Origin of the sequence: Delftia sp. ASV31 (assembly GCF_016428765.1) — a bacterium.
In the GTDB taxonomy this organism is placed as follows: Bacteria; Pseudomonadota; Gammaproteobacteria; order Burkholderiales; family Burkholderiaceae_C; genus Comamonas; species Comamonas acidovorans.
The window spans coordinates 1-27,000 of record NZ_JAELTK010000017.1 but is presented as its reverse complement, the minus strand read 5'-3'; the positions used below and the strand labels follow the sequence as shown (position 1 = coordinate 27,000).

22 protein-coding genes and 1 pseudogene are annotated in these 27,000 nt (G+C 66.9%); 14 read left to right on the top strand and 9 right to left on the bottom strand.

Annotation, left to right across the window (positions count from 1 at the left end; translation table 11 throughout):
- Window positions 1–3,372: a mechanosensitive ion channel domain-containing protein gene (locus JHD82_RS08625; RefSeq protein ID WP_199136051.1), complete on the bottom strand. Its 3,372-nt coding sequence runs from the start codon at window positions 3,370–3,372 to the stop codon at window positions 1–3.
- Window positions 3,373–3,744: 372 nt separating this feature from the next.
- Between JHD82_RS08625 and JHD82_RS08620 the strand changes: the two genes are divergently transcribed.
- The 3 genes from JHD82_RS08620 to JHD82_RS08610 are packed head-to-tail and all read left to right on the top strand — an operon-like array spanning window position 3,745 to window position 8,607.
- A complete protein-coding gene (locus JHD82_RS08620) occupies window positions 3,745–5,667 on the top strand; it encodes a PrkA family serine protein kinase (RefSeq protein WP_012204247.1) in 1,923 nt (640 codons plus the stop codon).
- 46 nt (window positions 5,668–5,713) lie between these two features.
- Window positions 5,714–6,982: a YeaH/YhbH family protein gene (locus JHD82_RS08615; RefSeq protein ID WP_199135999.1), complete on the top strand. Its 1,269-nt coding sequence runs from the start codon at window positions 5,714–5,716 to the stop codon at window positions 6,980–6,982.
- Window positions 6,979–8,607, top strand: a complete 1,629-nt coding sequence (locus JHD82_RS08610) for a SpoVR family protein (RefSeq protein ID WP_012204249.1) — start codon at window positions 6,979–6,981, stop codon at window positions 8,605–8,607. The genes JHD82_RS08615 and JHD82_RS08610 overlap by 4 nt, the downstream gene beginning before the upstream one ends.
- Before the next feature lie 12 nt (window positions 8,608–8,619).
- On the opposite strand, the gene JHD82_RS08605 is transcribed toward JHD82_RS08610, so the two are convergent.
- Both JHD82_RS08605 and JHD82_RS08600 read right to left on the bottom strand, forming a co-directional pair.
- Window positions 8,620–8,928: a hypothetical protein gene (locus tag JHD82_RS08605; RefSeq protein ID WP_012204250.1), complete on the bottom strand. Its 309-nt coding sequence runs from the start codon at window positions 8,926–8,928 to the stop codon at window positions 8,620–8,622.
- 62 nt (window positions 8,929–8,990) lie between these two features.
- Entirely contained in the window at window positions 8,991–10,331 is a 1,341-nt protein-coding gene (locus JHD82_RS08600) for an ammonium transporter (protein WP_199135997.1), read from the bottom strand.
- 229 nt (window positions 10,332–10,560) lie between these two features.
- Between JHD82_RS08600 and blaOXA the strand changes: the two genes are divergently transcribed.
- The gene (gene blaOXA, locus JHD82_RS08595) at window positions 10,561–11,361 is read left to right on the top strand and encodes a class D beta-lactamase (RefSeq protein WP_269848135.1); all 801 of its coding nucleotides are present in this window, start codon (window positions 10,561–10,563) and stop codon (window positions 11,359–11,361) included.
- A gap of 46 nt (window positions 11,362–11,407) precedes the next feature.
- On the opposite strand, the gene JHD82_RS08590 is transcribed toward blaOXA, so the two are convergent.
- From JHD82_RS08590 to JHD82_RS08580, 3 genes are all read right to left on the bottom strand, one after another.
- Window positions 11,408–12,148, bottom strand: a complete 741-nt coding sequence (locus tag JHD82_RS08590; RefSeq protein ID WP_199135995.1) for an SOS response-associated peptidase — start codon at window positions 12,146–12,148, stop codon at window positions 11,408–11,410.
- A 69-nt stretch (window positions 12,149–12,217) separates the two neighbouring features.
- Window positions 12,218–13,021, bottom strand: a complete 804-nt coding sequence (locus tag JHD82_RS08585; protein ID WP_199135993.1) for a PhzF family phenazine biosynthesis protein — start codon at window positions 13,019–13,021, stop codon at window positions 12,218–12,220.
- A 201-nt stretch (window positions 13,022–13,222) separates the two neighbouring features.
- Window positions 13,223–14,887, bottom strand: coding sequence for a hypothetical protein (locus JHD82_RS08580; RefSeq protein WP_199135991.1), 1,665 nt, complete (start codon window positions 14,885–14,887; stop codon window positions 13,223–13,225).
- 176 nt (window positions 14,888–15,063) lie between these two features.
- On the opposite strand from JHD82_RS08580, the gene JHD82_RS08575 reads away from it, so the two are divergent.
- The 10 genes from JHD82_RS08575 (at window position 15,064) to JHD82_RS08530 (ending at window position 23,957) form a co-directional block, all read left to right on the top strand.
- Window positions 15,064–16,032, top strand: a complete 969-nt coding sequence (locus tag JHD82_RS08575; RefSeq protein ID WP_199135989.1) for a LuxR C-terminal-related transcriptional regulator — start codon at window positions 15,064–15,066, stop codon at window positions 16,030–16,032.
- Window positions 16,033–16,114: 82 nt separating this feature from the next.
- On the top strand, window positions 16,115–16,714 hold the full coding sequence (locus JHD82_RS08570; protein ID WP_199135987.1) for a TetR/AcrR family transcriptional regulator: 600 nt from the start codon (window positions 16,115–16,117) through the stop codon (window positions 16,712–16,714).
- A gap of 78 nt (window positions 16,715–16,792) precedes the next feature.
- On the top strand, window positions 16,793–17,983 hold the full coding sequence (locus JHD82_RS08565; RefSeq protein ID WP_016449746.1) for an FAD/NAD(P)-binding oxidoreductase: 1,191 nt from the start codon (window positions 16,793–16,795) through the stop codon (window positions 17,981–17,983).
- A gap of 51 nt (window positions 17,984–18,034) precedes the next feature.
- On the top strand, window positions 18,035–18,463 hold the full coding sequence (locus JHD82_RS08560) for a DUF1641 domain-containing protein (RefSeq protein ID WP_099751647.1): 429 nt from the start codon (window positions 18,035–18,037) through the stop codon (window positions 18,461–18,463).
- Window positions 18,464–18,647: 184 nt separating this feature from the next.
- Window positions 18,648–19,559, top strand: coding sequence for an O-acetylserine/cysteine exporter (locus tag JHD82_RS08555; RefSeq protein ID WP_013803501.1), 912 nt, complete (start codon window positions 18,648–18,650; stop codon window positions 19,557–19,559).
- Between the two features lie 255 nt (window positions 19,560–19,814).
- On the top strand, window positions 19,815–20,141 hold the full coding sequence (locus tag JHD82_RS08550) for a DUF3649 domain-containing protein (RefSeq protein ID WP_012204261.1): 327 nt from the start codon (window positions 19,815–19,817) through the stop codon (window positions 20,139–20,141).
- Window positions 20,138–21,781, top strand: a complete 1,644-nt coding sequence (locus tag JHD82_RS08545; RefSeq protein ID WP_199135985.1) for a PepSY domain-containing protein — start codon at window positions 20,138–20,140, stop codon at window positions 21,779–21,781. The genes JHD82_RS08550 and JHD82_RS08545 overlap by 4 nt, the downstream gene beginning before the upstream one ends.
- A complete protein-coding gene (locus tag JHD82_RS08540; protein ID WP_199135983.1) occupies window positions 21,778–22,110 on the top strand; it encodes a DUF3325 domain-containing protein in 333 nt (110 codons plus the stop codon). Before JHD82_RS08545 ends, JHD82_RS08540 begins: the two co-directional genes overlap by 4 nt.
- 481 nt (window positions 22,111–22,591) lie before the next feature.
- A complete protein-coding gene (locus JHD82_RS08535; protein WP_307838083.1) occupies window positions 22,592–23,587 on the top strand; it encodes an HAF repeat-containing protein in 996 nt (331 codons plus the stop codon).
- Between the two features lie 43 nt (window positions 23,588–23,630).
- Window positions 23,631–23,957, top strand: a complete 327-nt coding sequence (locus tag JHD82_RS08530; RefSeq protein WP_199135981.1) for an EF-hand domain-containing protein — start codon at window positions 23,631–23,633, stop codon at window positions 23,955–23,957.
- Window positions 23,958–23,982: 25 nt separating this feature from the next.
- Here the strand turns inward: JHD82_RS08530 and hpaI are convergent, their stop codons facing one another.
- The 3 genes and pseudogenes from hpaI to JHD82_RS08515 form a co-directional block, all read right to left on the bottom strand.
- A complete protein-coding gene (gene hpaI / locus JHD82_RS08525) occupies window positions 23,983–24,789 on the bottom strand; it encodes a 4-hydroxy-2-oxoheptanedioate aldolase (protein WP_199135979.1) in 807 nt (268 codons plus the stop codon).
- Window positions 24,790–24,819: 30 nt separating this feature from the next.
- A complete protein-coding gene (locus tag JHD82_RS08520; protein WP_199135978.1) occupies window positions 24,820–26,319 on the bottom strand; it encodes an NAD-dependent succinate-semialdehyde dehydrogenase in 1,500 nt (499 codons plus the stop codon).
- Window positions 26,320–26,353: 34 nt separating this feature from the next.
- Window positions 26,354–27,000: pseudogene (locus JHD82_RS08515) on the bottom strand (UxaA family hydrolase); the annotation flags it as partial.

The window sequence follows — 27,000 nt, the reverse complement described above, 5'->3', positions numbered from 1 at the left end:
TCATGCCGTCGGATGGGATGGGGTCTGCCCAGGTGCCTGCCCCGGTGCCTGCCCCGGTGCATGGGCCGGCATGTTGCGCACATGCAGGTCCAGCTGCGGGAAGGCCACGGCAATGCCAGCGTCCTTGAGCCGGTCATTGACGCGGCGGTTGAGGTCGTGGCGCACGGGCAGGCGGTCTTCGACCTTGCCCACGTAGGCGCGCAGCTCGAAGCGCTGGCCGTTGCCTTCCAGCGCCATGAACCAGCAGTTGGGCTCGGGTTCGCGCAGCACCTGGGGGTGTTCCCTGGCAATGGCCAGCAGCATGTCGCGCACTCGCTCGGGGTCATTGCCGTGGGCCACGGGCACGTCGATCACCAGGCGGGTCACGTCGTCGCTCAAGGTCCAGTTCGTCACCTGGCCCGTGATGAAGGTCTTGTTGGGGATGACGATTTCCTTGTTGTCGAAGTCCAGCACCGTGGTGGCCCGCGTGCGGATGCGCGTGACGGTGCCGGTGAGGGTGTCGATGGTGATGACATCGCCCACGCGGAAGGGCCGCTCCACCAGCAGGATCAGGCCCGAGACGAAGTTGGCGAAGATCTCCTGCAGGCCGAAGCCCAGGCCCACGGTGAGCGCGGCGACCATCCACTGCAACTGGCCCCAGCGCAGGCCCAGTAGCGTGAAGGCGCTGACCGTGCCCGCGATGGTGATGGCGTAGCGCGCCAGCGTGGCCAGGGTGTAGCGCGCGGAGCTGCTGATGCGGTTGGAGGCCGACAGCGTCACTTCCAGCAGGCCCGGCAGGTTGCGTGCAAAGCTGAAGGTGAGCAGCAGGATCATCACGCCCAGCAGCGCGTCCATCAGGCTCACGGGGGCGGCATGCGCAATGCCGTCGGCGCCGGTGTTGGTGGTGTACCAGAGCACCACGCTTTCGGAGCGCAGCAGCGCAGGCAGCACGGGCAGCCAGGCGTAGACCAGGGTCAGCACGACCAGCACCTGCTGCAGCAGGCCCAGCAGCCTGTGCGCCTGGGCGCCCACGGTGACCAGGGCCATCTGGGTGGCTTCGTCGGTGGGTGCCTTGCCGGTGTCCACGCCCGAGCCGCTCTGCGCCAGCCTGGCGGCTTCGCGCAGCCGGTTCAGCGCCAAGCGCCGTTCGCCCAGCAGCAGCCAGCGCCGCAGCAGGTTGACCACAACCTCGACCGCGCCCAGGAACACGAAGCTGGCCATCAGGGCCTGGATGAATTCGGTGGCCGTGTAGACATAGCCGAGCACGATGCCCACGGCCAGCGCGCTGAGCATGAGCATCAGCACCACGCTGACGATCTGGCCCCAGTGGATGCCGGGCCGCTTTTGCTGCATGACACGGCGAAAGTACAGCCAGGCCATCCAGGCCAGGCCCAGCGACAGCATGAGGATGGAGATGCGGCCCCAGGTGCTGATGGCGTGGTTGTCATGGCTGTAGAAGGCCAGGCCGCCCAGCAGTTCGGCAGGCACGATCAGCCAGGCGGCGCGGCGCACCATCTGGCGCAGCATCTGCACGCGAGCGGCCGGCCAGCCGAAGTGGGCCAGTGCCAGCCCGCCTGGGCAGAACAGGGCGTTGAGCAAGGTGGCCACGAAGATGAAATCGCTGAGCTGGACCAGGGTGGCGCCCAGCGGCTCCAGCGCCGTGCCCACGGTTTCCGGGCCTTGCAGCAGGCTGCCCAGCGCCGCGGCCGCAAAGCTCCAGGGCAGGGTGTAGAGCAGGCTCCAGCCCAGCGCGAGCAGGCTCAGCCCGAAGTTGTCGCGCATGAAGTCGCCCACGCGCACGGCGATGGACTGCAGCTGGCGCAGCGCGTAGCGGCGCAGGCCCAGCAGCAGGGCCACGATCAGGCCGACGGCGCCAAAGGCCCAGGGATCGTTCCAGATGCTGGCGGCCAGGGCGCGCGCGGTTTTCCAGGGGGAGCTGCTGCCTTCGATGTCCTGCTCCAGCGCCTGCCACTCGCTGAGCCAGGTGCGGTCCATGGGGCGGTGGCTGGGGAACCACAGCAGTTCCTTGTCCAGCACCTGGCGCAGTTCATTGCCGCTGCGCAGGGCGGCGCGCAGGGCTTCATCGGTCTGCTCCAGCACGGCAATGCGGCGCAGCAAAACGGGCTGCAATTGATCGGTGAGCGCCACCTGCCGGGCCAGCAGGGCGGTCTGCTGTGCCGAGGTGGATGCATTGCTGGCCGTGGTGGCGCTGGCTGCAGGTTCAGGTGCCGCCACACCGCCTGCATCCGCAGCGTCGGCCGGGGCCTGTGCCGCCGTGTCCGCGCCGGGGTTCTGGCGCCATTTGCTGGAGTTGAACAGCATCAGCCGCAGCTCGGCCAGCTGGCGCTGCACGGCGCGGTGCCTGGACTGCAAGGTGTTGCCGGAGGACAGCTCCACGCGCTGCTGCCACAGCCACTGGCCCACGGCCGCGCTGCCACCGCCCAGCCGCAGGCGTGCCTGGGTGTCGCGCAGCGTGGCGCTCAACTGGTCGCGGACATATTCGTCATTGGCCAGGGTCTTGCGCTCCTGCGCCAGTTCATTGGAGTTCTTGAGGATCTGCGCGGCCAGCGCCGCATTGCGCTGGGCCAGGTCGCGTATGGCGGGATCGGCGGCGGAAGCGTGCTGGGCGGCCAGCTCCATCTCCTGCACCTGCTGCTCCAGTTGCTGGCGGCTGCGCTCGGCAATGCGCTGGGTCAGCCAGGCGGCGCGCGGCATGCGCTCGAGCAGCTCGCGGCGCTGGGCCTGCAGCTGTGCGGCCAGCAGGCGCTGGCGGGCTTCGATGGTGGACTGCTCTTCCTGGCGCAGCGCCAGCTCCAGCAGGGCGCGGCGGTGCTCTGCGCTGCGCCGTGCCTGGCGGGCCTGGGTGAGGTCGGGGGCTTCGCCGGGCTCGGCGGTCACGGGCTCGGCGTTTTCCTGCGCACGTTGTTGGAGGATGGACAGATCGATGCGTCCCGGGCCGGGCTGCGAGACCAGGTTGGCCTGGTCGGCCGCGGATTTTTCGATGCCCACCTTGAGTGCGGCGATGGCATCGCGCTCATCGGCCAGCAGCCGCTCCAGCACTTCCTGGCTGGCGTTGGCGGGAACGCGTTCCTTCCAGCGATCGAACAGGCTGCCCAGCTGCTCGTCGCTCAGCGGCGCGGGCAGGGCAGGCACGGGCGTGCGTGCCCTGGCGCGCAGGCGGTCCAGTTCCTGCGCCAGCGCATCGGCTTCCTTTGTCGCCGATGCGGCGGCATCCAGTTGGGCCTGAATGGCATTGCGGCGTTCCTTGTCGGACGCGGAGCCACCGCCCAGCGTGCCCTGCAAGGCACCCAAAGGGCCTGCTGCCGGTGCGGCCTTGGCCAAGCCCGGTGCCAGCAGGGCGAGCACCAGGCATATGGCCCGCAGCAGGTGCATCGGCGTCACGGCAGCCAGTTTGCGCGATGGGCGACCGGCGGCAAGTATGGGGTTGTCGGCAGGAGACATCGGTTCTGAATTCGGGCCTGTGCCGCTGTGTGAGTGCGGACTATCATTTGTCAAAAGTGGGAGCGTCAGGCGCTGTATTCACGGGCCTTGCTGCAGGCCCGGCTGGCTCAAGCCCCTGTCCCGGCGCCGCAAAAAGCGGAGTAGTCCAGGAACCTGACATTGTGACCTCGCGCGCAATGCAGACATGTGGGACGTATGAGCTATTCAAAGCCGATGCAAGGTGCTACAACAGTTCCACACGGTAGCGAATGCCTTGCAACTTCGCGGCACTGTTCGCCCTCGGGTGCCGCCGGGAGAGGTCGTATGGATGTCATCAGCAACTCGGCTGCACGTTACGTTCGCCTTCGCGAAGAAGAGATGTCGCTGGACGAATTTCTCGCCCTGTGCCAGCGCGATCCCATGGCTTACGAAGGTGCTGCCCAGCGCATGCTGGCAGCCATCGGCGAACCTGAAATGGTGGACACGCGCAATGATCCACGCCAGTCGCGGCTGTTTGCCAACAAGGTCATCCGGCGCTATCCGGCCTTCGCCGAGTTCTACGGCATGGAAGACTCCATCGAGCAGGTGGTGAGCTTCTTCCGCCATGCGGCCCAGGGCCTGGAAGAGCGCAAGCAGATCCTCTATCTGCTGGGCCCCGTGGGCGGTGGCAAGAGCTCCATCGCCGAGCGCCTCAAATACCTGATGCAGAAGGTGCCGTTCTACGCCCTCAAGGGCTCGCCCGTGAACGAGTCGCCGCTGGGCCTGTTCGACCCCGTGGAGGACGGGCCGCTGCTGGAGGAGCAGTTCGGCATTCCCCGGCGCTGCCTCAACCATGTGCTGTCGCCCTGGGCCGTCAAGCGCCTGGAGGAGCTGGGCGGCGATATCCGCCAGTTCCGCGTGGTCAAGCGCTATCCCAGCATCTCCAGGCAGGTGGGCATTGCCAAGACCGAGCCCGGCGACGAGAACAACCAGGACATCTCCAGCCTGGTGGGCAAGGTGGACATCCGCAAGCTGGAGAACTTTGCCCAGGACGACACCGACGCCTACAGCTACTCGGGCGGCCTGTGCCTGGCCAACCAGGGCCTGCTGGAGTTCGTGGAAATGTTCAAGGCGCCCATCAAGGTGCTGCACCCGCTGCTGACGGCCACGCAGGAGAGCAACTACAAGGGAACGGAGGGCTTTGGCGCCATTCCCTTCGACGGCATGGTGCTGGCCCACAGCAACGAGAGCGAGTGGAAGGCCTTCCGCAACAACCGCAACAACGAGGCCTTCCTGGACCGGGTCTACATCGTCAAGGTGCCGTACTGCCTGCGTGTTTCCGAGGAGGTGCGCATCTACGAGAAGCTGATCCGCGAGTCGTCGCTGGCCAGCGCCGTGTGCGCGCCCGGCACGCTCAAGATGATGGCCCAGTTCGCCGTGCTCACGCGGCTGAAGGAGCCTGAGAACTCCAGCATCTTCAGCAAGATGCAGGTGTATGACGGCGAAAGCCTCAAGGACACGGACCCGCGCGCCAAGAGCTTCCAGGAGTACCGCGACTATGCGGGCGTGGACGAGGGCATGTCGGGCATCTCCACGCGCTTCGCGTTCAAGATCCTGTCCAAGGTCTTCAACTACGACAGCACCGAGGTGGCGGCCAACCCGGTTCACCTGATGTATGTGCTGGAGCAGCAGATCGAGCGCGAGCAGTTCCCTGCCGAGCTGGAGACCAAGTACACCAGCTACATCAAGGAATACCTGTCGCCGCACTATGCCGAGTTCATCGGCAAGGAAATCCAGACCGCCTATCTGGAGAGCTACAGCGAGTACGGCCAGAACATCTTCGACCGCTACGTCACCTACGCCGACTACTGGATACAGGACAGCGAGTACCGCGACAACGATACCGGCGAGGCCTTCGACCGCAACGCGCTCAACGCCGAGATGGAGAAGGTCGAGAAGCCCGCGGGCATTGCCAATGCCAAGGACTTCCGCAACGAGATCGTCAACTTCGTGCTGCGCGCGCGGGCCAACAACCAGGGCAAGAACCCCAGCTGGACCAGCTACGAGAAGCTGCGCGTGGTGATCGAGAAGAAGATGTTCTCCAATACCGAGGAGCTGCTGCCCGTGATCAGCTTCAATGCCAAGGCCAGTGCCGAGGACGCGCGCAAGCACGAGGACTTCGTCACCCGGATGGAGGCCAAGGGCTATACGTCCAAGCAGGTGCGCCTGCTGTGCGAGTGGTACCTGCGCGTTCGCAAGAGCAACTGACGGGTGGGTGCGCCGCCCTTCGGCGCGCCCGGGCTGGGGGGAACAGATGGCATTGCAAATCATCGATCGCAGGCTGGCCGGCAAGAACAAGTCGGTGGGCAACCGCGAGCGCTTCGTGCGCCGCTACAAGGCGCAGATCGCCGAGGCGGTGCGCCGCGCGGTGGACAAGCGCGGCATCCGCCACATGGAGGAGTCCGAGAGCGTCTCCATCCCGCGCAAGGACATCCGCGAGCCCGTGTTCCACCACGGGCAGGGCGGCGTCCATGACACGGTGCACCCGGGCAACACCGAGCATGTGCGCGGCGACCGCATTGCCCGGCCGCAGAGTGGAGGCGGCGGCGGTGGCTCCCAGGCCAGCGACAGCGGCGAGGGCGAGGACGACTTCACCTTCACCCTGACCAAGGAAGAGTTCATGGAACTGTTCTTTGAAGACCTGGCCCTGCCGCGGCTGCTGCGCACCCACATCGGCAACACCATGCAGTACAAGACGCGCCGCGCCGGCTACAGCCACGACGGCACGCCGCACAACCTGGCGCTGCTGCGCACCATGCGCGGCGCCCTGGGCCGGCGCATTGCGCTGACCAAGGCGCCGCACCGCGAACTCAAGGCACTGGAGGAGCAGCTGCAAGCGCTGCTGGCGCAGGACGATGGCACCAGCGAGGCGGCGGCCGAGCTGCAGCAGCGCATTGATGCGCTGAAGCTGCGCATGGGCACGGTGGCTTTTCTCGACCCCATCGACCTGCGGTTTCGCAACCGCACGCGCGTGCCTGCGCCCATCAGCCAGGCCGTGATGTTCTGCGTGATGGATGTGTCCGGCTCCATGGACCAGGACCGCAAGGACCTGGCCAAGCGCTTCTTCATCCTGCTGTACCTGTTCCTGACGCGGCACTACGAGAAGATCGACATCGTCTTCATCCGCCACCACACGCAGGCGGCCGAGGTCAGCGAGGACGAGTTCTTCCACTCCCAGGAAAGCGGCGGCACGGTGGTCAGCAGTGCGCTGGTGCTGCTGGACCAGATCATCCGCGCGCGCTATCCGTCCGCGGACTGGAACATCTACGTGGCCCAGGCCAGCGATGGCGACAACTTCGGCGACGACGGCTCCAACTGCCGCAACCTGCTGGTCGAGAAAATCCTGCCGCTGGTGCGCTACTTCGCCTATGTGCAGGTGGTGCAGGAAGAGCAGAGCCTGTGGCAGGAGTACAGCCAGGTGCTGCCGCTGTTCTCGCACTTCGCCATGCGCAAGGTGTCGGACGCCAGCGAGATCTATCCCGTGTTCCGCGACCTGTTCAAGAAAGAGGGGGTATCGGTATGAACCTCTCTCACTATCCCGTGCTGGCGCCCCGCCATGCCACGCCGCAGTGGAAATCCCATCTGGCCAGCGACCGGGCCCAGCGCATCGTGCCCTCCGCTCCGCTGCCGGCGGGCGCGCGGCCAGCCGAGCCTCTGCCCGATCCCAGCGACTGGACCTTCGAGCTCATCGAACGCTATCACGCAGCGATTGCGGCCACGGCAGAGCGCTACGGCCTGGACACCTATCCCAACCAGCTGGAAGTGATCTCGGCCGAGCAGATGATGGACGCCTACGCCAGCGTGGGCATGCCGGTGGGCTACCGCCACTGGAGCTATGGCAAGGAATACATGGCGACGGAGCGGCGCTACCGGCGCGGCCACATGGGCCTGGCCTACGAGATCGTCATCAACTCCAATCCCTGCATCAGCTATCTGATGGAGGAGAACACCACCGCCATGCAGGCCCTGGTGATCGCCCATGCGGCGTACGGCCACAACAGCTTCTTCAAGAACAACTACCTGTTCGGCATGTGGACGGATGCGGGCAGCATCATCGACTACCTGGTCTATGCGCGCGACTTCATCTCCCAGTGCGAGGAGCGCCATGGCCTGACGACGGTGGAGCAATGGCTGGACTCCTGCCACGCGCTGTCCAACCTGGGCGTGGACCGTTACCGCCGCCCCTCCAAGAAAAGCCTGGCGCGCGAGCGGGCCGAGCGCGAGCAGCGCGAGGCCTATGCCCAGCAGCAGGTCAACGAGCTGTGGCGCACCCTGCCGGCCCGCCCCGGCAAGGACAGCGCGGCGCAGCACAGCGAGCGCTTTCCCAAGGAGCCCGAGGAAAACCTGCTGTACTTCATCGAGAAGAACGCCCCGCTGCTGGAGCCCTGGCAGCGCGAGATCGTGCGCATCGTGCGCAAGATCGCCCAGTACTTCTATCCGCAGCGCCAGACCCAGGTGATGAACGAGGGCTGGGCCACGTTCTGGCACTACACCCTGCTCAACACCCTGTACGACGAAGGCTGGCTGACCGACGGCGTGATGATCGAATGGCTGTCCTCCCACACCAACGTGATCTACCAGCCCCCGGCCGGCCACCGCGCCTACAGCGGCATCAATCCCTATGCGCTGGGCTTTGCCATGTACCGCGACATCCGCCGCATCTGCCAGGACCCGACCGAGGAAGACCGCCGCTGGTTCCCCGACCTTGCCGGCACGCCCTGGCTTCCGGCGCTGCACCATGCCATGCAGAACTTCAAGGACGAGAGCTTTGTCGGCCAGTACCTGAGCCCGCAGCTGATGCGCGACATGCGCCTGTTCTCCATCCATGACGATGCCAGCGAACGCGAACTGCTGGTCAGCGCCATCCACGACGACGACGGCTACCGCACCCTGCGCCAGACCCTGTCGCAGCAGTACGACCTGGGCGCGCGCGAGCCCAATATCCAGGTCTGGAACGTGAACCTGCGCGGCGACCGCTGCCTGACCCTGCGCCACACGCGCTACCAGGGCCGGCCCCTGTCCGACGATGCGCTGGAAGTGCTCAAGCACGCAGCGCGCCTGTGGGGCTTTGGCGTGCAGCTGGAAAGCGTCAACGGCGATGGCGACGCGCCCGTGCTGCTGCACTCCGTGCCCGCTCCACCGGCCTGATCAGGCAAGACACTAGCGCAGCGTGCCCACGTACTTGCGGTTTTCCGCGCGCTGGCGCATCAGCTCGCCGGCGCGCTGCATGAGCGGCGAGCGCTCGGCGGGCCCGGCCAGCGCGGCGTTCCAGGCGGCTTCGAAGCGGTGGGTCCAGTCCACCAGTTCGGGCGTGCTGCGCGTCCCTTCCTGCTCCCGGGCGAAGCGGATGATTTCGGCGGCGTACTCGGCATTGGCCGCCAGCCATTCGGTATCGGTCACGCGGCCGCAGCTTCTGCGCAGCAGCACATGCAGGTGCGCGGCGATGGCCAGGAGTTCGCTTTCGGGCATGTAGTGGGCACTCCTTCGGTTTGACGATCATCGGGCGCCGGGCCGCTTTGCGGCCCGGCCGTTCATCCACTCAGGCGCTCGCGGTGCAGCGCCAGGTCCAGTCCCTGCAGCTCGCTTTCCTCATCCACGCGCAGGCCGATCAGCATGTCCAGCAGCCACAGCAGCACCGCCGTGGCCACCAGCGTGAACAAGGCCACGGCCAGCACGCTCACGGCCTGGGTGAGAACGCTGCCCTGCACGCCGCCGATCTGCGGGCTGGCAAATACGCCGGTCAGCAGCGATCCCACGATGCCGCCCACGCCATGCACGCCAAACACATCCAGCGAATCGTCCGCGCCCAGCAGCCGCTTGAGGCCCGTGGCGCCCCAGTAGCAGGCGACACCGGCGATCAGGCCGATGCACAGCGCCGACAGCGGCGTCACGAAGCCGGCCGCCGGCGTGATCGCCACCAGGCCGCCGACCAGCCCCGAGCACAGCCCCAGCAGCGTGGCCTTGCCGCGCACCACGTACTCGGCCAGCGACCAGGCCAGGGCGCCCGCGCTGGCGGCAATGTGGGTGACGGCCAGCGCCAGCGCCGCCCGGCTGTCCCCGGCCAGCGACGAGCCGGCGTTGAAGCCGAACCAGCCCATCCACAGCAGGGCCGCGCCCATCATGGTCAAGGCCAGGTTGTAGGGCTCGAAGGGCTCGTGCCCGTAGCCGCGGCGCGGCCGCAGGAACCAGGCGCAGACCAGGCCGGCCACGCCCGCGTTCACATGCACCACGGTGCCCCCGGCAAAGTCCAGCGCGCCCATGCGCGCCAGCCAGCCCCCGGGCTCCCACACCCAGTGCGCCACCGGCGCATACACCAGCAGGCTCCACAGGCCCACAAAGATCAGCATGGCACCGAAGCGCATGCGCTCCACCCAGGCGCCCACCAGCAAGGCGGCGGTGATCACGGCAAAGGCCAGCTGGAACATGGCATAGGCCGCTTCGGGCACATGCGGCGCCAGGTGGCTCACGGCCACCAGGCCCTTGGCGGCGTTGAAATCCAGCCCCGCGAACCAGGCGCGCGAATCACCACCTATCCACGCATTGCCGGGCGTGAAGGCCAGCGAATAGCCCAGTGCAAACCACAGAATGCTCACCAGGCAGGCAATCGCCACCACGCTGGCCATGGTGTTGAGCACATTCTTGCGGCGGACCATGCCCGCATAGAACAGCGCAATGCCGGGCAGCGTCATCAGCAGCACCAGCACCGTGGCCATCATCAGCCAGACCGTGTCCACGGCGCTGATGGATTCCACCGCCGCCAGCGACGGCCGGGTGATCGCCTGCTCGGCCGCCTGCGCCGTCTGCGCCGCACCCAGGACCGCGACCCATCCTCCCGCCACCAATGTTCTCAATGCCCGTGCGCACCTGTGCATGCAATGACTCCCTTGTTTGTTGTGGTCATGGGGCCGTCTGCCGTTGCCGCCATGGCTGCGTTGGCCGGCCTGCAGCGGCCTTGCACAAGTCGTGCCAGCGCACGCGGGGCCCTTGGGGCCCGCGCGATGCAGCCGGAACACCAAAACGGGAAAACCGCGAGTCAAAACAGGGCAGCCGGGCGGGCGGTGCACCATCGCCGTGCGGTGGTGCAGCTCTTAAACTGCCTGCATGAATCGAAGAAATCTGATGTGCGCCGCGCTGCTCGCCTGTCTGTCACAGGCGGCGCTGGCGGCTGCCGAACTGCAGGACAAGCCCGAGTGGGACCGCTTCTTTGCCGATGCCAAGGTCGATGGCAGCATCGTCGTGGTCGATGCCAGAGGCCAGGCCGAAGCCGTCTACGTCCACAACCGTGACCGCGCGGCGCGGCGCTACTCGCCCGCTTCCACCTTCAAGATCCCGCACAGCCTGTTCGCGCTGGACGCCGGGCTGCTGCGCGATGAATTCCAGCGCATTCCCTGGGATGGCGTGAAGCGCCAGTTGCCGGCCTGGAATGCCGATCAGGACCTGCGCTCGGCCATGCGCAACTCCACCGTCTGGGTGTACGAAGGCTTTGCCAGGGAGCTTGGCAGCGCGCGTGAGGCTGCCTACATGCGCAAGATCGACTACGGCAATGCGCTGGCCACGGGCGAGGCGCCTTTCTGGGTGGAGGGCGACCTGGCCATCTCGGCGCTGGAGCAGGTGGCTTTCCTGCAGCGGCTGTACCGCAATCGGCTGCCATTGCCGGTGGAACACCAGCGGCTGGTGAAGGACGTGATGATCAACGAGGCAGGCCCGGACTGGATACTGCGCGCCAAAACCGGCTGGACGGGCCGTATCGGCTGGTGGGTGGGCTGGGTGGAATGGCCGGCCGGCCCCGTGTTCTTCGCCATGAACATGGACACGCCCCACCGGCTGGCCGACCTGCCCAAGCGCCAGGACATCACGCGCGACATCCTGCGCTCCATCAACGCGTTGCCCAAGGCGCCGTAGCGCGCGGGACAAGGGCCATGCGCCAGCCCATCAGCCCGTCAGCCCGTCAGCCCATCAGGCCTGGAGGCCGCTTGTCGGCCTTGCGCTCCACCGGATTGGCGGTGAGCCAGTTGGAGGGGTACTGGCGCATGAACTCGCGCGCCTTTTCCACGCGCGCGTTGAGCCAGGCGTCGTAGGCGCCTTCGTTGAGAATCGCCGGCATGCGCTTTTCCGCGCCGGGCTGCTGGTAGCGGTGCAGCAGCGCATGGCTGTTGGCGTTGACGGTGAGCAGGGCGTAGCTCAGCAGCACCACGCCGTCCGGGCCCGTCCACTGCGCCCACACGCCGGCCACGCCCATGGGCTTGCCGTCGATGCGCGAGATGCGCGTGGGCAGGGCCTTGCCGTTGCGGTAGTCATCCTCGAAAAAGGCGGCCATGGGCACGATGCAGCGCTGGCCATTGAGCCAGGCATCGCGGAAGGCCTGGGCCGTGGACACCGTTTCGGAGCGCGCATTCACCAGCTTGAGCGCACGCAGCCGGCCGTCCGAAGCTGACTTCACCCAGTGCGGCACAAGGCCCCATTGGGCGGCAACCAGCTCGCGTGCGGCAGGGGTGGGTGCTGCAGGCGGTGTGTCGGGAGCTGCAGGTTCTGCCTGCTCAGTGGCTGCCTCTGCAGCCACGGCGACGCTGCGGATGAAAAAGCCGGACTTGCGCGGCGTCATGTTGCGCTCGCTGGCCGCGGGCGCTTCCACGTCGAAGGCGTCGCGGTAGGCGTCGGCTTGCGACAGGGATTCGTAGTGGGTACTCATGCGCGGATGGTACCTGCGTGCCGGGGCGAAATGGGGGAGTCGTGGGCGGCGCCGAACTTTCCCCCGCAATCAGACGGTGATCGTTCCGGTCAGGTAACGCGCACAGTGGCCGGCCACCTCGACGCTGGCATCGGTCACTTCGCAAAACAGCGTGCCCGTGCGGCGCGAGGCCTGGTGGCCGATCAGACGGTTCTTGCCCAGCCTGCCCGCCCAGTAAGGCGCAAGCGCCGCATGGATGGAGCCGGTGACGGGATCTTCCTCGCCGCCATTGGCGGGCCAGAAGTAGCGGCTGACGAAGTCATACGAGGCGCCCGCATCCGCAGGCGCCGTCACCACCACGTCCAGCGGGCCCAGCGATTTGAGGCGTTCCAGATCCGGCTTGACGGTGAGCACGTCGGCCTCGGCGGCGTAGACCGCCACGTAGGCCTGCTGGTTCACAAGATAGGCCGTGGGTGCGGGCGTGAGGCCTTCGCGCAGCGCGGCAGGCGCCTCATCCACAGGCTTGGCATCGCGGCGCGGGAAGGTCATGACGATGCGTCCGCCATCCTCCTGCGTGGCGGTGACCTTGCCCACGGCAGCGGCCCAGAACGTGATGCTGCGCAGCGCCGGGTCGGCCTCGAACAGCACGAAGGCGCTTGCCAGCGTGGCGTGGCCGCAGAACGCGATCTCCGTGAGCGGGGAGAACCAGCGGATCTCGAAGGCGTCGCGATCGGCACTCCAGACCAGGAACGAAGTTTCCGAGAGATTGTTCTCTGCGGCAATGGCCTGCAGCGTGGAATCGGCAAGCCATGCATCCAGGGGAATGATGGCGGCCTGATTGCCCTTGAATCGTTCCGATGTGAATGCGTCGATGACGTGGATGGGGAGTTGCATTTGCAAAAGGCCTTTGGGTCGGATTCGTGTGCAGCCCGTCATTGTTGTCTCTGTCTCCAATGGCTGCGCGCGGATTCTACGGTCCCGCAGGACAGGGCTGAGGCACGCATGCCCGGCATGCCGTCCCACGCGGCTGCGGGGCGCCGCGTGGAATGCCTCGCCCCATCCCTTGCTTGAAATGCCCGCTCCCGGCTGCAAGGCTCACTCAATGCCCAGAACCGTTTTCATGGCAATCCAGGCCACGCCGTTCAGGCGGGTGGAATAGCTGAGTGCCTGATCTTCACTGGCAATGGCGGCAGGCAGTCGATAGCCGAATACGCTGCCGTCGAATTCCGTATAGCCCCGCGTCACGCCTTGCATGAAGGTCTTGCCAGGGAAGTCGGCAAAGCTCAGCAGGCGCACGCCCTGGGAGGTGGAGAGGGTGTAGGCGCTTTGCGAATGCACGGTGCAGGCGCCCAGATCGCTGTAGGCCGGAGGGGTGGACTCACAGCTGTAGAACTGGGCGTTGGCCGCATCGATGAAGGCTACGCGCAACACATGGTTGGCATCGACCGGCCCCGCCGCACCGACTGTCGAGGCGCGCACGGTGGCTGGGGTCGACAGGTTCACCGCGCTGGCCGGGCGGCCGGCAATCATGGCTTCCAGCGTGGCGAAGCCGAAGCGGTCCGTGGCCGTGTTGTTGATGAAAGCTGGTGATCGGCTCAACTGCACCGACAGTGCGGTGCGCATCTGTGCGCCCTGCGGAAAGACGGCCGAGCCCAGCGTGGCGGGGTCCATTTCGATGGAGCGGTCATGGCGGATGCCCTCGGCCTGCAGCGTTGTGTCTCCGGCACGCAATTGCGTGATGACTTCGGCCATGGGCTTGCCGCTGACGTCCTGCGAAGCGGTGGTAAAGCCCAGATAGGCGGTGGACTGGTTGCACAGCAGTGTGCGCGAGGGAACGCCCTGCGTCGTCAGGCGCGGCAAGGAGGTGTCGCAGCGCGTCCAGCCGGTGCTGGTGAGCGTGACGGACGGGAACAGCGCTTCCTGCGTACTGGGCGCACCGTTGGTTTTTCCGCTGCGTGTCTCGAACTGGTGGGCAAAGCCGTCTGCCTGGACGACGCCGTCGGACCTGCGTTCACGCACGGAGTAGTTCTGCGCGTTGCCGTAGTTCAGGAACGCCAGTTGGTTCGATGCCACGGCCGCTGCGCCAGGTGCCGTCACCTGGATAGGCACGCCCAACTCAAGCGCGTAGGCGGTGACCTTGGCGGCTGTGCGCGCGGTATCCGCAAGCACGGCGGTACTGGAGGCCGCGTCGCTCTGGTAGTCGTAGATCCTGGCGGCGTCGATGCCGAGCTGGCGGGCCACTGCAGCCTCGGCCACTTCCCTTGCCGTGCCGGCCGCGATGGCCTTTTGCACCAGGCTGGTCAGTGGATTGATCTGCGCGGATTTGCCAGCCGGTGCAGACAGCACGAACGCCTTGGCTGTGGCGGTGCTGGTGGGGTCCGCAGCGTCCACGGATTCGGGTGTGATGCGAGCCAGCACGGGAGCCTGGTTGAAGGCAGCGGTGGCTGCCGCATCGCCGGGTTGATAGGTCAGGCTGAACTTGCCGTCGCTGCCGGTGGCCGCTGCGCTGGGCTCGCCCGTGTCGCAGGCTGCATTGGCGTTCAGATCCACGCAGACTGCAGCGTTGCGCACGGCCTGGTCGATGGCGACGGTGCCTGACAGCGTGATGGCCGGCTGTGTCACGGTGCCGCCGCCGGTGCCCCCGCCGCTGTCGGTGCCGCCGCTGCCTCCTCCACAGGCGTAGAGGCTGGCAACAAGGCCGCACAGCAGCATAGGGCGCACGGCGGGAAAGGAGGTGGAGGCACGGGAGTGAATTTGCATGGTGTCGGTACAGGAATGTGTGTGGCAAGCCAACTCTATTTGTGACACGCAACAAACAAAATGATGCAATTGCACTATCCTGAAGCGCTGCCGGGGTGGGACAAGAGGGCACAGCACGCGCAACACCCGCCTGTGCAGTTGTTCTCAACGTATCGAAGAGAGGCAGGCAAGCCGCCATGGACGCTGCATACAACCACCTGCTGCTGAACCTCTACCGGCTATCGCACGAGCAGCCTGTCGAGCATTTCCAGGACCAGGCGCTGGACCTGCTCAAACCCGTGCTGCCCTTCGACTCGGCCATGTGGGGCTCGGCCACCATGACGACGGCCGGCATCGATATCCACACCATCCACCTTCACCTGCAGCCGCCCGAAATGCTGCAGGCCTATGAAGAGGTCAAGCACCTGGACACGGCGGCGCAGGCCATCACCAGGCACCCCAGCGAGACGCTGGCCTTCGAAGCGAGGACCTGGTTCGGTGGCAGGCACCAGGGGGCGCTGCGCGACTACGGCAGGCGCTTCGAGCAGTCGCACTTCTTCATCGGCGGGATGGTGAACCCGGCCACTCTTTACACGCGCTGGCTCACGCTGTTTCGCGCCCGCACGGATGCGCATTGCACCGAGGGCGAGCGCCAACTGCTGGCCGCGCTGCTGCCCCATGTGCAGCAGGCGCTGGAACTCAACCGCCTCACGCATCTGGGGCAGCTTCGGCTGGACCTGGCCCGTGATCCGTTGGGCTCGGCACTGGCGGACCCGCGCGGCATCATCCACCACATGGACGTCGTCTTCGAGCACGCCTTGCGCGCCGAATGGCCGGGCTGGCAAGGTCCTCGCCTGCCTGCGGCCGTGCAGACTGCGGCACAGGGCGGCGCCCATCGTCTGGTGGCCCACACCCTGGTCATCACGCTGTTCACGCAGCACGGCCTGCTGTGGTTGCGAGCGCGCCCCCGGTGCGCAGCCGACGGGCTGTCCCCCCGCGAAGCCACGGTTGCCCGGCTTGTGGTCCGGGGCCTGACGCACAAGCAGATTGCGGTCCAGCTCCAGCGTGCTCCTGCCACGGTGCGCAACCAGATCCGCTCCATCTACGAAAAGCTGGGCATTGCCAACGTGGCGTCGCTTGCCGAGGCACTCCGGCTGATGGATTGAGGCCAAGGTCCAGGAAAACCCTGCTGTGGTTTGCAAGCCATGGTCAAAAATAGAATGAAGATTCGTTCTACGATCATTTCCCATGCAAGACGAGGCCTGGACCTTCTTTCCCCATGCGGGATCGCGCCATGTGCAGACGCTGCGCGTGGCGCTCAGGCTGTTTGTGGAGCGGGGCTTCTTCAATACATCGATACAGGACCTGTGCGCCGAGGCCGGCGTGTCCATCGGTTTCTTCTACAACCACTTTGCCGACAAGGAAGGCATTGCGCGCGAGCTGTACCGGCATTTGCTGGCGCGCATGAATGTGCTGCTCGACGATATCGAGGAGCGGCACGCGGGCAGCGCCCAGCGCTGCCGCGAGGTGCTGCGCATGCTGTTCGGGCTGGCCGAGGCCGAGCCCGAGGCCATGGGCTTCGTGGTCAATGCGCGCCACCGCGAGTTTCTGCCCGACGAGCAGGCCATCTGCTCGGCCTCGGCCTTCGTGCGCATGCGCGGCTTCGTGTTCGCCGGCATGACCGAGGGCGAGATCCGCCAGATGGAGCCCATGGTGGCGGCCAGCCTGATGTATGGCAGCGCGATCCGCATGATCTGCCTGCGGCTGGACGGCATCATCGACACGCCCATAGAGCCCCTGTTCGACGCGCTCTGGGACGGGGTGTGGCGATCGCTCAAGCCTGACTGAGCGGCGCATTTTCCGGCGCTGGCGCCGTGCGGCGCCAGCGGTTGTTCCACTGAGGCGAAAGCACAAGGAGTAGCAGGGATGGCGCATCACATCTTGATCATCGGAGGGGGCATTGGCGGCACCATGACCGCCAACCACCTAGTCAGCAAGCTGTATCCGGAGGTGGTCACGGGCAAGGTGCGCATCACCATGCTGTCGAACTCGCCCTGGCACTACTACAAGCCGGCCTTCATGTACGTGGCCTTCAATGCCTTCTTTCGCGACGAGTTGCGGCGCAGGCAGCGCGGCCTGCTGCGGCCCGAGATCGACTTCCAGGTGGAAGAGGTGGAACGCTTCGACTTCGCGCTGCAGGCCGTGCACTGCAGGAGCGGCAAGCGCTTCGGCTACGACCATCTGGTGATCTCCACGGGCTGCGTGCCCTCGCCCGAGCGCATCGAAGGCCTGGCCGAGGCCGGCGACCACTTCTACCAGCACGCGCCCGCGCGGCAGCTGGCCGACAAGCTGGCGCGCATAGAAAAGGGCCGCATCTTCGTCACCGTCACCTTTCCCAAGACGCCCAATGTGCCGCACCAGTGCGGCATCGCGCCCATAGAGACCACGCTGATGCTGGACGACCTGCTGCGCCGGCGCGGCGTGCGCGACAAGGTGGAGATCGTCTACACCTATCCCACGGTCTCGCAGCTGCTGCGCAACTGCCTGTTCCTGCAGAAGGACACCTGCGAGATCCTGCCCACGGTGTTCGAGCAGCGCGGCATTCGCCACCAGCGCGGATTCACGTTGGCGCGCGTGGACCCCGAGGCCAAGGTGGCCCACTCGGAGGAGGGCCAGGCCGAGGACTTCGACATCCTCATGGCCACGCCGCCCATACGCGCCGTGCAGGCCGTGCGCGACTGCGGCCTGTCGCAGGCGCAGGACGGCGAGGGCTGGCTGCCCACCGACCACGAGACCATGCAGGTGCTGGGCCAGAGCCATGTCTATGTGCTGGGCGATACGGTGGACCTGCCGGTGAGCAAGGCCGGCGGCGCCTGCCACAACCAGTCGCCCGTGGTGGTGAACAACATCGCCTCGCAGATCCGCTTCGGCCGCACCAGCGATGCCTACGACGGGCGCGTGGTGGCCATCGCCCAGATGGGCCTGGACGGCGGCATGCCGCTTTGGTACGACTACCAGGTCGACGTCAAGCCCACGCCGCCGACCAAGGTCGGCTCGATGATGCGCAAGGGCTTCAACCGCGGCATGTACTGGGCCGTGGCCCGCGCCCTGGTCTGAGGCCAGGGCCTTTGCATTGTCATTCCAAGCACGAAGTCAAGGAGCACCGAGATGAACATCGCTTCCGACATTCCCGTGGCGCAGCCCGCCGCCGGCGGCCTGCTGCAGGACGACGCCGCGCTGCAGGGGCTGGCCGAGCTGGTGGGCAAGCTGGAGCCGCTGCTGGCGGGCCGGCGCCTGAACCGCGTGGTCGATCTGCTGTCTGCCACGGCGGACCTGGTGGACATGGCAGACGACTACATGGTCGAGAAGGTCGCCAAGGCCTTCGAGGATGGCGTGGGCGGGGCCTGGGCCGCGGGCAATGCCGCACGCATGGCGGCGGCCCAGGTGCAGGCCATGGAGGAAACGCCCACCCTGATCGGCCTGATGCGCATGGCACGCGAGCCCGATGTGCGGCGCGGGCTGGCCTTCATCCTGGCCATGGCCGGCGCGCTGGGGCGCCAGCATGCCCACGATCCCATCGACTACGCGGCGGACTGAAACGCAGGGCCGAGCCACGGCCGCCCGGCAGCGCACGGGCTGCGGTGGTACAAACGCCGGGGGCGGATGTGATCCGCCCCTTTTCTTTTTGCCCATTGCCCGCCATGCCTTCTTCCTGTTCCTTGCCGGTGCTGCCGGCCGCTGTCCCTGACCATTGCAGGCCCTGCCGCACCGAGGGCAGGGCATGACCGCGCAGCACCTGAGCCGTGGCGACTGGGCGCGTGCGCTGCTGGTCATCCTGATCTGGGGCACCAACTTCGTGGCCATGAAGTTCGGTCTGCTGACGCTGTCGCCCATGCTGCTGAGCGCGCTGCGCTTCGTGGTGGCGTCGCTGCCCTTTTTGCTGTTCGTGCGCCCGCCCAAGTCGGTGGGCTGGCGCTATCTGGCCGCCTATGGGCTGGTGCAGGGCGTGGGCCAGTTCGGCATGCTGTTCCTGGGCCTGAAGCTGGGCATGCCGGCCGGCATGGCCTCGGTGGTGCTGCAGACGCAGGCCTTCGTCACGCTGCTGCTGGCCGCCTTCCTGCTGGGCGAGCCCGCGCGCCTGTGGCATTGGCTGGGCCTGGTGGTGTCGCTGGGCGGGCTGGTTGCCATTGGCAGCGCCCATGGCGAGGGCGACAACGCCATGACGCTGGCCGGCTTTTTGCTGACCGTGGGCGCAGCCTGCATGTGGGCCGTGTCCAACATGATCACGCGCTATGCGGCGCGCAGCGGCCCCTACGAGCCTTTCCCCTTCATCGTCTGGAGCAGCATCTTTCCCATTGCGCCGCTGATGGCCCTGGCCGTCTGGACGGATGGCGCGGATACGGTCGTGCAGCAACTGGCGGGGATCGACCTGACCGCCGTGGCCTCCATCCTGTACCTGGCGCTGCTGGCCACGCTGCTGGGCTATGGCCTGTGGACGCGCCTGCTGCAGCGCTATGCGGCCGGCACGGTGGCGCCGCTGTCTCTGATGGTGCCCGTGGTGGGCCTGGTCTCGGCCATGCTGCTGCTGGGCGAGCGGCCTACCTTCATGCAGTGGATGGGCACGCTGGCCGTGCTGGCGGGCATGGTGATCAACCAGTTCGGCGGGCGCTGGCTGGCGGGGCGGGCGCGATAGGGGAAAAGGCGCCAGGGAGATGGCCGGGGCCGGTGGCAGGAGGCCGGCTTTGCATTTCTTTAAATGACTCGGGTAATAAAAATCATTATCATTCCCGCTCTTTGAAAGGCGGCGTGCTTCAGGCGCGCTGCCAACGCCCGGCGCCGCACAGACCTTGAACTGTTGTGGCGCCTTTGTCCGTCCGGGCCTGCGCGCGGTGTCTGCAGCGGCCGCGGCGTCCATGACGGGCAACGATCCGCAAGAAAGGTCATCCCCATGCAAGCCTCGACCCCGGGAGGGTCCTCTCCATCCTTGCTGCGCTACCGCGTGGCCGTGGCCTCGCGCGCCTTGGCGGCGATCGGCGGCGGCTATCTGCTGTCGGCCGCCTGCGCCGCCACGGGCGCGCGCGCCATGGTCTGGCTGGGCGTGGAACGGGCCGATGCGGCGCTGGGCTCGACGCTGCTGGCCTTCATCATCTACGCCGTGGCGGCCATGTGGGCCTTCGGCTGCGCCAGCGCCTGGCGCGCCTGGGCCGTGATCGGCCTGCCGGGCGCGGGCCTGGGACTTCTGGCCTGGATGCTGTCGAACGGAGCCGCCGCATGAGGGCAGACGGCAAACCCGAGGGACTGCGCCAGTCCATGTCCTGGCTGCACACCTGGAGCGGCCTGCTGCTGGGCTGGCTGCTCTACGCGGTGTTCTTCACGGGCACCCTGAGCTATTTCCGCGACGAGATCAACGACTGGATGCGGCCCGAGCTGCACGGCTCGGTGCAGGACGCCGACACCGCGCAGCGCGCACTGGACGCCATGCAGCGCATCGCGCCGGAGGCCACGACCTGGACGCTGGGCCTGCCCGGCCCGCGCCAGGTGGCGGTGGCCGCATCCTGGCGCGAGCCCGGCGCCGCCACGGGCCGCGCAGGCACCAAGCGCGCCGAGATCGACGCCGCCACGGGCGAGAAGCTGGAGCCGCGCGAGACACGCGCCGGCAACTTCTTCTACCGCTTCCACTTCGAGCTGCACGCCATGCCGCGCATCTGGGGCCGCTGGATCGTGGGCTTCGCCACCATGCTGATGTTCGTGGCCATCATCACGGGCGTGATCACGCACAAGAAGATCTTCACGGACTTCTTCACCTTCCGCCCGCGCAAGGGCCAGCGCTCCTGGCTGGACGCGCACAACGCCACGGCCGTGCTGGCATTGCCGTTTCACATCGTCATCACCTTCAGCGGCCTGGTGCTGCTGATGTTCATGCTCATGCCCTGGGGCATACAGGCGGCCTACAACGGCGACACCAATGCCTACTTCGCCGATGTGCGCGGTGCGCGCGGTCAGGCGGCCAACCAGGGCCCTGGCGCGCGCGGCGCCGGGCAGGAGCGGCAGGCCGCCGCGCTGGCCGATATCGCGCCCATGATGGCCGAGGGCGCGCGCCGCTGGCCCGAGCACGGTGTGGGCAGCATCACCGTCACCGCGCCCGGCACCTCGCGCGCGGTGGTCGAACTGCGCGAAGGCGGCGGCATGAGCCTCATCAACCGGGGCCAGTCCGAGACCCTGCGCTTCGACGGCGTGACCGGCCAGTTGCAGGCCAGCCCCGAGGCGCCCGCCATCTCCTGGGTGCGCGCCACCGGCAACGTGATCACCGGCGTGCACCTGGGCCGCTTTGCCGAGCCGGCCACGCGCTGGCTGCTGCTGCTCAGCGGCGTGGTCGGCACCTTCATGGCCGCGTCCGGCATGGTGCTGTGGGTGGTCAAGCGCATGCCCGAGCGCCGCAAGCTGGGCCGCACGCCCTTCGGCCACCGTCTGGTGGAGGTGCTCAACGTGGGCTCCATCGCGGGCCTGTCGGTGGCCGTGGCCGGCTTCTTCTGGCTCAACCGCCTGCTGCCCGTGCCCATGCAGGGGCGTGCCGACTGGGAAATCAACGGCTTCTTCATCATCTGGCTGCTGTGCCTGCTGCATCCGCTGCGGGTCTCGCACCGCAATGCCTGGCTGCAGCAGATGGCGCTGGCCGCCGTGCTGTATGCGCTGCTGCCCCTGCTCAACCTGCTGACGGGCGGCGCATCGCTGGTGCAGACCCTGGCCAACGGGCAGTGGAGCATCGCCAGCTTCGAGCTGCTGATGCTGGGCCTGGCCGCCATCCACGGCGTGGTGGCCTGGTGGCTGCTGCGCGGCAAGCCGGCAGCCGCTGCAGTGCCCCGCACGCAAGCCCGCGCCGCCAGCCATGCCCCCGCGCTGGAGCGCGCGTCATGATGATTCTTGCCACCCTTTGCCTGGCCTTTGCAGGCTTTGCCGTCATCGCCGCTTCCATGGACCGGCACCAGGACCAGCTGGGCACCGAAGGCCTGGCGCCCGCGCGCCTGAAGGCCTGGCGGCTGGCCGGCTACGCGCTGCTGGCCCTATCGCTGGCGCCTTGCCTGCTGCGCTGGAATGCCTCGGTGGCCTTGGCCGCCTGGCTGGGCCTGCTGACCTTTGCGGCCCTGGCCCTGGGCCTGCTGCTGACCTATGCGCCGAAGTTCGCGCGGCGTGTGGCGATTGTGGCTGCCGCCGCAGGATTGGGGACTTGGCTGCTGCTGGGCTGAGCGGGCAGGTCTTTCCCTTCGCTTTTTCCTGTTTTCCTTTGAGTGAATCACACGGCGGGGCCCCTTGCGGGCCTCGCCCCATTGCTGAGCATGCAAATGGTGCGGACCTCCTATTAATTGTGATTTATCAATAACAATCACATATTTGTGCGCAGAGATCGCTGCGTGATTGAATATCAATATTCAGCATCTGATTTCAATCCATCAGTCAGAAACAAGTTCGATTCGTGTTGTCAAACTGTGGTTCTTTGGCAGGAGAATGCGTATGACTGTTCCGGCATTTTATTTCCCTCTGGTTTTGACTGGCGGCTTGATGCTTGCCTCCAGTATGGCTCAGGCAGGACCCATGCAGGATATAGGGACTGCCTCGGGTCCGCAGTGCGCAGGCCTGGATGTCAATAATTCCGGATATGTGGTGGGCGCCTGTGCAGAGGCCAATGGATCTGCCTCGGGATTTGTTGCCCTGGCGCCCGGCAGCGCGGTGGATCTGGCACATCTGGTCGATGGTCGCAATTGCGTGGCAGGCGCCATCACCAACGTGGGCCGTCTGGTCGGGTGGTGCATGAACAGCAATTCGCTGCCCACTGGCGTGGTCTGGAATGCCACGGCGCCCACCACCGTCCAGGCCCTGCAGGCCCTTGTGGGCGGCGTGCGCACCAAGGTGACCGCGCTCAGCCAGAGTGGCGCGGTCGCGGGTGTCAGCCTCAATGCCGACAACACGGCCTTGCCGGTGATGTGGCGCAACAACGAAACCACGGCACGCACGCTGCCGGCCGGCCTGCTGGGCCTGGTCGCCACGAACTGCGTGCCCGCCGATGTGGACGACCATTCCGTGAATCCGACGATGCCCAATATCGTCGGCAACTGTCCCGGCTCCAGCGGCCGGCCCCAGCCCGTGCTGTGGTCCCCGGGGCTGCTGGGAACCTACGCCTCCGCCGCGCTGCCGCTGCCTGCCGATGCGCTGCACTGCCGCGCTTCCCAGGTGGTGAACTCGCGCATCCTGGGCCATTGTGATTTTGGTGCACAGGGCGGTCATGCCGTGCTGTGGAGCAATCCGGCTTCGGCGCCGCTGGTTTTGTCCACGGGCGCCCAGCGCAGCAGTGCCAAGACGCTGAACGCCAATGGCCGGGTCATCGGCAAGTACAGCAACACCAACGGCGACCCCGTTCCCTTCCACTGGGACACCACGACCAATGTGCGCACCGACATCCCCGCGCCAACCGGTGGCATGCATGCCTCGGTGTCTGACATAGGCGACAACGGCAATGTGGTGGGCAGCAGCGAGATGGGCGACGGTACGCGCCATGCGTTCAAGTGGACCCTGGCCGGAGGATCGGTGGACCTGGGTACGCTGCCGGGTGGCAAGAACAGCGGCGCCATTGCGCTCAGCCAGGATGGCTGCTATCTGACGGGCGGCAGCGAGACGGGCTCGGGGCAGGATACGCATGCGTTTGTGCAGAACCTGTGTGCGCCTTGAATGAATATGCCTCTTTTCATATTTTCAATGAATGGAGTGTTTCATGAATAAATCCAATGGAGCAATTGGTGGCTGGGCTGCCTTGATGCGGGAAATAAGCATTGTTGCACAGGTCAGATATACGGTATTTCTGCCTTTTGCTTGTGCAATGATGGTGTTGCCCGTTCCTGGTGACGCCAAAGATCTTCGGGAAGCGTACCGTCTTTATGACAAAAATGGCGTTGCCTTCACTCCTATTACAGACTTGAGGAAAGTTTTAGGGGACCAACTCACGGAGGAGGAGCTTGACGAGCTGATTGCGGAGATTGACTCGGATGGCTCAGGCCCCGTGGATCACGATGAATTCATGAAAATCATGATAGACGAGTGACCCGCGCATGTGCCGCCCCATCTTCTCAATACGCGGCCCCGGGGTGCGGCACAGCCTGGGCCAATGGCGAGTTCTCGAACTGCCCCCGCAGCCTGCGCGCCGCATTCGCAAACAGCAGCACATCCACGCCCACGGCCACAAAGCTGCAGCCCAGGTCCAGGTAGCGGCGGGCCAGGGCGGGGTCCGAAGTCAGGGTGCCGGCCGCCTTGCCGCTGGCGATGATGGTCTTCATGGCGGCTTCGATGGCTGCCTGCACTTCGGGGTGGCCGGGGTTGCCGCGGTGGCCCATGGAGGCGGCCAGGTCGGCGGGGCCGATGAAGACGCCGTGCACGCCATCCACCGCGCAGATGGCCGGCAGGTTCTGCAGGGCGCTCACGGTCTCGGCCTGTACCAGCAGGCAGACCTCGTCGTCGGCCACCTGCAGGTAGTCGGCGCGTGCGCTCCATTGCGAGGCGCGGCCCACGGCGCTGCCCACGCCGCGCACGCCCAGCGGCGGGTAGCGCGTGGCGGCCACCACGGCGCGCGCCTGTTCGGCCGTGTCCACCATGGGCACGAGCAAGGTGGTGGCGCCTATGTCCAGCATCTGCTTGATCAGGGCCGTGCTGCCTTCGACCACGCGCACCACGGCCTGGGCCGGGTGCGGGGCCACGGCCTGTAGTGCGGCCAGTGTGCTGCGCACGTCGTTGGGCGCGTGCTCGCCGTCGATCAGCAGCCAGTCGTAGCCGCAGGTGGCGGCCGCCTCGGCCAGGTAGGGGTCGGCCATGGACAGCCACAGGCCGATGCGGGGCTGGCCTGCGGCCAGGGCGGTCTTGAAGGGGTTATGGGCTGGCATGGTGTCCGGTGATTTCGTTGAGGGAAACATTCAGTCCAGCAGGCCCTGGCAGACGTACTTGGTGTGCAGGTAGTCGTCCAGGCCGTGGGTAGAGCCCTCGCGGCCGTAGCCCGACTCCTTGACTCCGCCGAAGGGCGCTGCCTCGGCAGCCAGTGCGCCTTCGTTGATGCCGACGATGCCGGTCTCCAACGCATCGGCCATGCGCCAGATGCGGCGTGCGTCGTTGCTGTAGAAGTAGGCGGCCAGGCCGAAGGGCGTGTCGTTGGCTGCGGCGATGACCTCGTCCTCGCTGTCGAAGACGGTGAGCGGCGCCACGGGGCCGAAGGTTTCCTCGCATGCGCAGGCCATGGAGGCATCGGCGCCCGTGAGCACGGTGGGCGCGTAGTAGTTGGCGCCCAGGGCATCCAGGCGCCTGCCGCCCGTGAGCACCCTGGCGCCGCGCGCCACGGCGTCCTGCACATGGCGCTCGATCTTTTCCACGGCGCGCGCATTGATCATGGGGCCGATCTGCGAGGCCGGGTCGCTGGCCGGGCCCACGTGCAGCGCGGCCACGCGCGCGGCCAGCTTCTGTGCAAACGCGTCGTGCACGCTGCGGTGCACGAAGACGCGGTTGGGGCACACGCAGGTCTGGCCGCCATTGCGGAACTTGGCGGCCATGAAGCCGTCGACGGCGGCATCGATGTCGGCGTCCTCGAAGACGATGAAGGGCGCATTGCCGCCCAGCTCCAGCGAGAGCTTCTTGAGCGTGTCGGCGCTGCGCCGCGCCAGGTGCTTGCCCACGGGCGTGGAGCCCGTGAAGGTGATCTTGCGCACGCGCGCATCGTCCAGCCAGACATCCACCACCTCGGGCGTCTTCTCGCGCGAGGCCGTGACGATGTTGAGCACGCCGGCCGGCACGCCCGCCTCCTGGGCCAGCAGCACCAGGGCCAGCGAGGTCAGCGGCGTGTCTTCCGCGGGCTTGCAGACCACGGTGCAGCCGGCGGCCAGCGCGGGCGCGATCTTGCGGGCGATCATGGCGGCCGGAAAATTCCAGGGCGTGATGGCGGCCACCACGCCCACGGGCTCGCGCAGCGCAAACATGCGCCGGCCAGGCACGGGCGCGGGAATGATCTCGCCGTTCATGCGCGTGGCCTCTTCGGCAAACCATTCGATGTAGCTGGCCGCGTAGGCGACCTCGCCCTTGCCCTCGACCAGGGGCTTGCCCTGCTCGCGGCTGATGAGGCGGCCCAGGTCGTCCTGGTGGGCCAGCACCAGGTCGTTCCAGCGCTTGATGATGGCGGCGCGCTGTTTGGCGGGCGTCCTGCGCCAGGCGGGGAAGGCGGCATGCGCGGCGTCCAGCGCGGCGCGGGCCTCGGCGGCGCCGGAGTCGGGCACCTCGGTGATCAGTGCGCCCGTGGCGGGGTCGGTCACGGCCAGGCGTGGGGCAGGTGCGGCGGGCGTGGCCGTCTCAGTCGCAGTCGCGGTCGTCCATTGGCCGGCGATGAAGTTGGCGCTGCGCAGCAGCTCGGGGCGGGTCAGGGTCAGTGGCATGGGATCGGTGGATGCAGGTGTTGTAAGGGGCGGCTCAGCTCACGATGCCCAGGTGCCAGGGCACGAACTCATGGTCGCCCAGGCCCAGGGCCTCGCTCTTGGTGGGCTCGCCGCTGGCGTGCCGCAGGATCTGCGCGAAGATGCGCTGCCCCATCTCGGGCACGCCGCATTCGCCGTCCACGATCAAGCCGCAGTTGATGTCCATGTCTTCCTCCAGGCGGCGGTACATGGGCGTGTTGCTGGCCAGCTTGATGGTGGGCGCGGGCTTGCTGCCGAACATGGAGCCGCGCCCCGTGGTGAAGCAGATCAGGTGCGCGCCGCTGGCAATCTGGCCCGTGGAGGCCACCGGGTCGTAGCCCGGAGAATCCATGAAGACGAAGCCCGGCTCGGTGATGGGCTCGGCGTATTCGTAGACGGCGCGCAGCGGCGTGGTGCCGCCCTTCATGGCCGAGCCCAGCGATTTCTCGAAGATGTTGGCCAGGCCGCCGGCCTGGTTGCCGTGGCCGACCACGCCGTTGAACTGCGCGTTCTGGCCGGCCGCGTAGCGCTCCCACCAGGCCAGGCGGTCCAGCAGCTTCTGCCCCACGGCAGGCGTGATGGCGCGGCGCGTGAGCATGAATTCCACGCCATGGATCTCGGGCGTTTCCGACAGGATGGCCGTGCCGCCGTGGCGCACCAGGA